This window comes from Variovorax sp. P1_H12_2 (genome assembly GCF_056405335.1).
Genome location: NZ_JBFUCI010000290.1, coordinates 1 through 8,392, shown reverse-complemented (window position 1 = coordinate 8,392; position 8,392 = coordinate 1). Strand labels below are relative to the sequence as shown.

Here is an 8,392-nt window from a genome sequence, read left to right as displayed (position 1 = left end):
GCCATGGGCGCGCCATCGGCGGCCGCGCCCTCGCTGTCCGGCGCGCCGCGGGGGCTGCGGCCCTTCCACCATTGCTGGGACATCTGCTCTTCGATCTCATCGATCTTCTTGAGCGTGAGCGCCCTGCCCTCCGTCTTTCCGGAGGTGCTGCTGACATTGAAGGAGGACGGCGTGGCGGCGGGGTCGCGCTCGCCGGCCGCTTCGCGCTGGCGCAGCTTGCGCAGCATGTCGAACTCGCGGCGGCGCACGAAATCGTTGCGCTGCCGCCGCTCGATCATCTCCTTGAGCATCTCGCGGCTGTAGCCGTTTTCGAGCGTCGATGACTCGTCGGCATCGAGCTCGGACCAATCCTTCAAGGGATTGCGAACGAACTTCGCCACCTTGGACAGCAAGCGACCGGAATCTTCCTTGGCCATGCGCAGCGTCTCCGTCCGGCTCCTCGGGCGATCAGTCGCCGAACATCTTCTGCTTGAGCTCGCGGCGCTGCTGCGCTTCGAGCGACAGGGTGGCGGTCGGACGGGCCAGCAGGCGGCCGACGCCGATCGGCTCGCCGGTCTCGTCGCAGTAGCCGTAGTCGCCGGCATCGATGCGCTGGATCGATTGCTCGATCTTCTTCAGGAGCTTGCGTTCGCGATCCCGCGTGCGCAGCTCGAGCGCATGCTCTTCCTCGATGGTGGCGCGATCGGCCGGGTCGGGCACGACCACCGTGTCCTCGCGCAGGTGCTCGGTCGTCTCGCCGGCATTCTCGAGGATGCCGCGCTTGAGTTCCTGCAGCTTCAGGCGGAAGAAGGCCATCTGCTTGTCGTTCATGTACTCGGTGTCCGGCATCGCGATCACTTCGGCGTCGGTGAGTTCCTCGGCGGACTTGGTCTTCCAGTTGTTGACCAGCTTCGGATCCTTCTTGACCGCGATCGGCGGCGGCGGCACCAGCGCGTTCGAGGTGATCTGCACGAAGCTCGATTTGGCTGCGGTGGACGCCACCGATTGCGGCATGGAGGGGACCGTCAGCTGCGACAGCCGCGACACGCGGCCCCCGCGTGCGGGCGCGGGTGCGGCGGTCGTTGCGGGCGTCGCCGGGGCGGAAGAGGAGGAGGCGGCAGCCGTTTTTTTCATGGGAGTCGATGGTGCAGGTGGCGCGGCACGGGGGCCGGCCGGTTTGGATGAGGGGGCGCTCGCGGTGGCGGCAGAGGTCTTGCTCTTGGCAGGGGCCTTTGGCGGCGCGACGGGCTTGGCGGAAACCTTCTTCGCCGCGGGTACAGCCTGCTTCGCAGCCGCCGTCGTCTTGACGGCCGGCTTCGGCGCGGGCTTGGGCTTTGCGGCGGGTTTCTTCACGGTGACTGGCTCCTTCGATGAACTCGAACGCGCATTCAAATCATGGGTGCTCGCCGATGGCGAACCCCGGGGTTATACCCCCGAATTCAGCCTGGAAACGCGCCCGGCCCTATGCCGGAAGTCACACTTGGTCAAAGAAGGTCAATCGCAGCCCCCGGAACAGGCGCGCGATTGTATAGAGAGATCAGTGCCGCAGCACCGCGGCCCATGAAACCGGCACTGTCCAAGTCCAGGGATACCGCGGAACCGGCTTTGCCGGGCCGCTGGTATCGCCCCCTCGAGGGGGAGGCGCCGCAGGCGCTTCGGGGGTGTTTCTCCCTAGACCAGACACTGGTCCAGTCCCTGCTCCAGGATCTCGCGCGGCAGGTCGATGCCGATGAACACCATGCGGCTGGTGCGCTTTTCGTCGGCGCTCCAGGCCGGGCCGAGGTCGCTGCCCATGAGCTGGTGCACGCCCTGGAAGATCACCTTGCGCTCGGTGCCCTGCATGTGCAGCACGCCCTTGTAGCGCAGCATCCGCGGACCGTAGATATTGACGATCGCGCCGAGGAAGTCCTCGAGTCGGGCCGGATCGAAGGCCCGGTCCGAGCGGTAGACGAAACTCTTGACATCGTCGTCGTGGTGATGGTGGTGGCCATGGCCTTCGCCCGCATGCGAGGGGTGGTCGCAATGCTCGCCAGGCGCGTGGTCATGGTGGTCGTGGGCCTCTTCCTCCTTCAGGAAGTCGGGGTCGATGTCCAGCTTGGCATTGAGGTTGAAGCCGCGCAGGTCGAACACGTCCTTGAGCGGCACCTCGCCGAAATGGACCTTCTGCTGCGGCGCGCGCGGGTTCATGTGCTTCAGGCGGTGGATCAGCGCATCGGTTTCCTCGGCGGCGACCAGGTCGCTCTTGCTGATGAAGATCTGGTCGGCGAAGCCGACCTGGCGGCGCGCTTCCTGACGGTCGTTGAGCTGCTGGGGCGCATGCTTGGCATCGACCAAGGTCAGGATCGAGTCCAGCAGATAGCTCTCGGCGATCTCGTCGTCCATGAAGAAGGTCTGGGCCACCGGGCCCGGATCGGCCAGGCCGGTGGTCTCGATCACCACGCGGTCGAAGTCGAGCAGCCCCTTGCGCTTCTTGGCCGCCAGCAGCTGCAGGGCCTCGCGCAGGTCCTCGCGGATCGTGCAGCAGATGCAGCCGTTGCTCATCTGGACGATCTGCTCCTTGGACTCGGTGACCAGGATGTCGTTGTCGATGTTCTCCTCGCCGAACTCGTTCTCGATCACCGCGATCTTCTGGCCGTGCGCCTCGCTCAGGATGCGCTTGAGCAAGGTCGTCTTGCCGGAGCCGAGGAAGCCGGTGAGGATGGTGGCGGGAATAAGGGCCATTGAGGGTGCTCCGGGGAAACGAGGGGGGATCGGGGAAGGCGGAAAGTTTAGCGAGCGGCGCCCGGCCGCGCTGCGGCAGGGGCAAAGCCTACTTGCGCACCACCACCAGCCCTTTCAAGTACTCGCCCTCGGGAAACTCGATGGTCATCGGATGGTCGGGCGCGGCGCCCAGGCGCTCGGTGATGTAGCCGTCCACCCCGGCATCGATGCCGGCCGAGGCCACGATCTTGTGGAACAGGTCGGCCCCGATGCCGCCCGAACAAGAGAAAGTCAGCAGATGCCCTCCGGGCGCCAGCAGCTTGAAGGCCTGCCGGTTGATGTCCTTGTAGGCGCGCGCGGCACGCTCGGCGTGGGCCACGGTCGGCGCGAACTTCGGCGGGTCGAGCACGATGGCGTCGAACTGGCGGCCCTCGTCGACGAAGCGGCGCAGGCTGGCGTTGACGTCGGCATCGAGGAACTCGGTACGGGCGCCCTCGAAGCCGTTCAGCGCCACATGGGCCCGGGCACGCTCCAGCGCCGGCAAGGAGGAATCGATCGAGATCAGTTCGGCCCCCTCGACCGCGCCCGCCGCCTTCAGGCCGGCCAGCGCGGCGACCGTGAAGCCGCCGGTGTAGCAGAAGCAGTTCAGTACCCGGCGGAAGCGGCGCTGCCCGGCCAGCTCGGCGAAGCGCTTGCGGCTGTCGCGCTGGTCGAGGTAGAAGCCGGTCTTGTGGCCGGTGGCGATGTCCAGGCCCAGTCGCCAGTCGTGCTCGCGGATCTGGAGCTCGGTCGGGCCGCTGCCGCGCAGCCAGCCGGTCACCGGCTTCAGGCCCTCGCGCTCGCGGCCGCTGGCGTCGGAGCGTTCATACAGCTTGTCGAGGCCGGTGGCGGCGAGCAGCGCGTCGGCGAGCGGCGCCTTCCAGCGCTCGACGCCGGCCGAGAGGAACTGCGCCACCAGCGTGTCGCCGTAACGGTCGACGATCAGTCCGGGCAGGCCGTCGGCCTCGCCGTGGACCAGCCGCACGCCGTCGCTCTGCAGGTCGAACAGCTCGCGCGCCCGGACCGCTTGCGCGACCCGCGCGGCCAGGAAAGCCGCATCGATGCGCTGCGTCTCGTCGAAGCTCCAGGCCCGGGCGCGGATCTTCGAATGCGGGCTGTAGGCGGCCCAGGCCAGGAAGCGGCCGTCGTCCGACTCGATGCGGACCGTTTCGCCGGCATCGCCGCCGCCTTTCGCGATCGCGGACTCGAATACCCAGGGGTGGCGGCGCAGCAGCGAACGCTCCTTGCCGGGCCGCAGACGGAGAACTTTCATGGATTCCTACCCTTGTTCTTTTGCAATGATTCGCCGATCGGCGGCGGGCCCTCGTCGCGGGCCTGGGCCCGCGGATGCGCGGCGTCGTAGGCGCGGGCCAGATGCTGGAAATCCAGCCGCGTATAGACCTGGGTGGTCGAGATGTTGGCGTGGCCCAGCAGTTCCTGCACCGCGCGCAGGTCGCTGCTGGACTGCAGCAGATGGCTGGCGAACGAATGCCGCAGCATGTGCGGGTGCACCGGCGCCGGCAGGCCCGCCTTGAGGCTGCGCTGACGCAGCTGCTTCCACACCGATTGGGCGGAGAAGCGGGTGCCATTGCGGCCGATGAAGAGCGCCGCGGCGCTCCCGGGGTCGCGCAGCCGCGCGGCCCCGAGCGCCGCACAGCCGTCGCGCACCGCCAGCCAGGCCTGCAGGGCCTCGATCGCCTTGCTGCCCACCGGCACGAGACGGCGCTTGCTGCCCTTTCCCAGCACATTGGCTTCGGCGGCGTCGAGGTCGATCCAGCCGCGCGCCGTGCTGCTTGCGCGCACATCCAGGCCGGTCAGTTCGCCGACACGCAGGCCGCAGCCGTAGAGCAATTCGACGATCGCGCGATCGCGCGCCTCGCCCCAGGGGTCGGCCTCGGCGTCGCGCAGCTCGGCCAGCCGCACCGCATCGTCGACCGCGAGCGCCTTCGGCAGCGGCCGGGCGGCCTTGGGCGCATGGACGTCCTGCACCGGGTTCGATCCGACCAACCCCTCATGGCCAAGCCAGCGGTAGAAGCTGCGCCAGCACGAGAGCACCAGCGCGATGCCGCGCGGCTCGCGCCCGGCGCCGTGCAGCTGGGCCATCCAGCGCCGCACATGCGCCGTCTGCACCTGGTCCAGCGCCAGGCCGGCCGCGGCGGCGTTCTGCGCCAGCACCGCCAGGTGGACGGCATAGAGCTCGACCGTGCGCGCCGCCAGCCGGCGCTCCACCCGCACATGCTCCAGATACTTTTCGATCCAATTCGGACTCACCATGGAGCCCCTTCCAGGGATACCGCGGAACCGGCTTTGCCGGGCCGCTGGTATCGCCCCCGGCGAGGGGGTGGGCGGCTACACGAAGTGAGCCAACCTGGGGGCGAGCTAGAAGTACCCATTGGCGGCATTGTTGACGATGGCCAGCGGCTCGCGCAACGCGCCCTTGAAGGCCATGCCCCAGCGCTGCCAGCAGCTGGTCGGCGCGGCGGCGAACTGGACATCGAACAGGCGGTCGAATCCGGACGCGCGCGCCAGCCGCTCGGCCCGCCACAGGTGGTAGGGCTCGGTCACGATGATCACGCTGCGCACGCCCGCGGCCTGCAGCACGGCGCGCGACATCGACAGGTTCTCGCGGGTCGACTGCGACACCGGCTCCAGCAGCAGCAGTCCGGGGTAGCCTGCATTGCGCGCATGCTGCGCCATCACCTCGGCCTCGATGCGGCCGTCCTCGCTGTCGACGCCGCCGGAGAACACCAGCTGGCGGACCGTGCCGGCCTTCGCCAGCGCGATGCCGGCGTCGACCCGTCCGGTCAGGCAGGGGTTCGGCTTGCCGTCCTTGTAAGCCCGGTTGCCCAGGATCAGCGCCGCGTCGGCCGGGCGCTGAGGTGACTCTGCGAGGCGCGCGAGCGCATGCCGCCAGACCATCGCGTGGATCGACACATAGCCCAGCAGCAGAACCGCCACCGCGCCCAGCAGACCGCGCCGCAGGCTCGGGCTCAAGGACGCAGGCGCGACAGCGCGCCCGAGGCCAGCTCGGCGATGCGCTCCAGGAAGTCGGTGCCCATCTCGGCGTTGTAGCGCTGGGCATCGGGCGAGGCCAGCACCAGCAGGCCGAATGCCGGCGCCTCGGGCTCGGGCCGCAGCGGGATCAGCGCGATCGAGACCGCCGCCTGCGGCTCGGCGAGCCAGCCGGCGGCCTCGAAGCCGGAGTTCAGGCCGCAGTAGGGCGCGGTCAGCGAGGTGGCGAGCGCCTTGACGTCGTCGCTGACCCATTGGGCGTAGGCCTCGTCCTGGTAGGCACTGTCGAAGTCCCAGATCTTGATCGCGGTCTGCGGCACCATGAACAGGGCCTGCAGCTGAGCGGCGATCTGTGCCGGCAGCGCGCGTGGGTCGCGGGTGGTCAGCAGGCCGCGGGTCCAGCGCTGCAGGCGGTCGGCCGTGACCGCGTTCTCGGTGCCGTGGCGCACCATGTCCATCACGCGGTGCTCCAGCGCCTTGATCTTCTCGCGCAGCATCTCGGCCTGGCGCTCCTGCAGGCTCACGGCCCGATTGCCGTGCGGGCTGGTGAGCTGCACCTGGCCGAGCAGCTGGGCGTGGCGCTCGAAGAAGTCGGGCGTGTTCGACAGGTAGTTGGCGATATCGTCTTCGGTGATCGGGTTCATGGCGTTGGAGTTGAAATTGTTCATGACGGGTCCGGCACCTCGATGCTGCCTTCGAACACGGTGACCGCGGGGCCGGTCATCAGCACCGGTGCACCGTCGCCGGCCCATTCGATGGTGAGCAGTCCGCCCCGGGTCTGGACGTCGACCTGGCGCTCGAGCAGGCCGAGCCGGATGCCCGCGACCACCGCCGCGCACGCGCCGGTGCCGCAGGCCAGCGTCTCGCCGGCGCCGCGCTCGAAGACGCGCAGGCGCACATGGGCGCGGTCGACCACCTGCATGAAGCCGGCATTGACGCGCTGCGGAAAGCGCGGATGGTGCTCGATCAGCGGGCCCTGGGTGGCGACCGGTGCGCTGTCGACGTCGGCGACGATCTGCACCGCGTGCGGATTGCCCATCGACAGCACGGCCACCGCCACGATGGCGCTGCCGGCATGGGTGTCGAGCGCCAGGTGCCAGCTGTGCCAGCCGCCTTCGGGCTGCGAATCGAGGCCCGCGGTGTCGAAGGGCACCCGGGCCGGCTCGAAGACCGGGGCCCCCATGTCGACCGTCACGCGGCCGTCGGCGCCCATGCGCGGCTCGATCACGCCAGCGAGCGTCTGCACGCGCACCGCATCCTTGGCCGTGAGGCTGTGCTCGCGCACGAAGCGCATGAAGCAGCGCGCACCGTTGCCGCACTGCTCCACCTCGCCGCCGTCGGCGTTGTGGATCACGTACTGGAAATCGATGCCCTCGGCCGGCGACGGCCGCACCGAGAGGATCTGGTCGGCGCCGACGCCGAAGTGGCGGTCGGCCAGGAAGCGGTACTGCGCGGCGCGGAGTCCGAGCGGGCTGCGGGTTTCGTCCAGCACGACGAAGTCGTTGCCGGCACCCTGCATCTTGGTGAAGCGGATTCGCATCGGGGGATTATCTGCTGCCCCATCTGGATTATCTTCAGGCCATGGCTTCCGACGCTTCCTCTTCCGATGCACTGCCCCCGGTGCCGTTGCAATTCATTGCCAGCCCGCGCAACGCCGCGGCGCTGGCCCGGCTCGCGGCCCAGGCCCGCGACGATCTCGAACGCATCAACCTGCCGCCGCCCGCCTGGGTGCTGCCGGCCGAATCGGCGACCGCCGAAGCACCGGTGCTCGACGTGCTGATCGCCGGTGCCGGCATGTGCGGCCAGACGGCGGCCTATGCCTTGCGCCGCGAAGGCGTCACCAACATCCGCGTCGTCGATCAGGCCGCGCGCGGCGAAGAAGGGCCCTGGGGCACCTACGCACGCATGCTGACGCTGCGCAGCCCCAAGCACGTGGGCGGGCCCGAACTCGGCGTGCCTTCGCTGAGCTTTCGCGCCTGGTACGAGGCGCAGCACGGCGCCGGCGACGCCTCCGCGGACGGCGCCACGCCGGGCTGGCAGGCGCTGCACAAGATCGGCCGGGTCGACTGGCGCGACTACCTGCTGTGGGTGCGCGACACGGTCGGCCTGCCGGTGGAAAACCGCGTCGCGCTACGCTCGGTGTCGCCGGCCGAAGACGGCCGCCTGCTCACGATCGAGCTCGAACACCCGCAGGGACGGCGCGAGACGGTGCGCACGCGCCAGCTCGTGCTCGCGCTCGGCCGCGACGGCAGCGGCGCACCGCGCTGGCCCGCCTTCCCGTCGCTGCGCCGCGACGATCCGCTGGCGGCGGCCCGCGTGTTCCATTCCGCCGATGCCATCGATTTCGCGGCCTGGGAGGGGCGGCGCATCGCCGTGCTGGGCGCCGGCGCCTCGGCCTTCGACAACGCGGCCTGCGCGCTGGAAGCCGGGGCCGCGGGCGTCACCCTGTTCGCGCGCCGCACCGAGCTGCCGCAGGTCAACAAGAGCAAGGCGGCCTCGAGCCACGGCTTCCTGCGCGGCTTCGAAGGGCTTGACGACGCCCGCAAGTGGCGGGTCTACACCTACATCTTCGACGAGCAGGTGCCACCGCCCTGGGAAACCGTCCGCCGCTGCGACGCCCACGACGCCTTCGAGCTGCGTCTGGGCTCGCCCTGGGAGGACG

8 protein-coding genes and 1 pseudogene are annotated in these 8,392 nt (G+C 69.5%); 1 reads left to right on the top strand and 8 read right to left on the bottom strand.

Features of this window, described 5'->3' with window-relative positions; genetic code table 11:
• From AC1D2K_RS24150 to dapF, 8 genes and pseudogenes are all read right to left on the bottom strand, one after another.
• Positions 1–416, bottom strand: a pseudogene (locus AC1D2K_RS24150) (STAS domain-containing protein); the annotation flags it as partial.
• A gap of 31 nt (positions 417–447) precedes the next feature.
• Positions 448–1,332: an RNA polymerase-binding protein DksA gene (gene dksA / locus AC1D2K_RS24145; RefSeq protein ID WP_478091566.1), complete on the bottom strand. Its 885-nt coding sequence runs from the start codon at positions 1,330–1,332 to the stop codon at positions 448–450.
• A gap of 318 nt (positions 1,333–1,650) precedes the next feature.
• On the bottom strand, positions 1,651–2,700 hold the full coding sequence (locus tag AC1D2K_RS24140) for a CobW family GTP-binding protein (RefSeq protein ID WP_478091564.1): 1,050 nt from the start codon (positions 2,698–2,700) through the stop codon (positions 1,651–1,653).
• Positions 2,701–2,788: 88 nt separating this feature from the next.
• Positions 2,789–3,991, bottom strand: coding sequence for a class I SAM-dependent rRNA methyltransferase (locus tag AC1D2K_RS24135; RefSeq protein WP_478091563.1), 1,203 nt, complete (start codon positions 3,989–3,991; stop codon positions 2,789–2,791).
• Positions 3,988–4,992 (bottom strand): tyrosine recombinase XerC, encoded by a 1,005-nt coding sequence (locus tag AC1D2K_RS24130; RefSeq protein WP_478091562.1) that lies wholly within the window; start codon positions 4,990–4,992, stop codon positions 3,988–3,990. Before AC1D2K_RS24130 ends, AC1D2K_RS24135 begins: the two co-directional genes overlap by 4 nt.
• A gap of 105 nt (positions 4,993–5,097) precedes the next feature.
• Positions 5,098–5,712: a YdcF family protein gene (locus AC1D2K_RS24125; protein WP_478091560.1), complete on the bottom strand. Its 615-nt coding sequence runs from the start codon at positions 5,710–5,712 to the stop codon at positions 5,098–5,100.
• Positions 5,709–6,398 carry a DUF484 family protein gene (locus AC1D2K_RS24120; RefSeq protein WP_442287169.1) on the bottom strand — a complete coding sequence of 230 codons (690 nt, stop codon included), beginning with the start codon at positions 6,396–6,398 and terminating at the stop codon, positions 5,709–5,711. The genes AC1D2K_RS24125 and AC1D2K_RS24120 overlap by 4 nt, the downstream gene beginning before the upstream one ends.
• Entirely contained in the window at positions 6,395–7,270 is an 876-nt protein-coding gene (gene dapF / locus AC1D2K_RS24115; protein ID WP_478091558.1) for a diaminopimelate epimerase, read from the bottom strand. Before dapF ends, AC1D2K_RS24120 begins: the two co-directional genes overlap by 4 nt.
• 41 nt (positions 7,271–7,311) lie before the next feature.
• Here dapF and AC1D2K_RS24110 point away from each other — a divergent pair.
• The coding region (locus AC1D2K_RS24110; protein ID WP_478091556.1) for a SidA/IucD/PvdA family monooxygenase at positions 7,312–8,392 on the top strand (1,081 nt) is incomplete at its 3' end.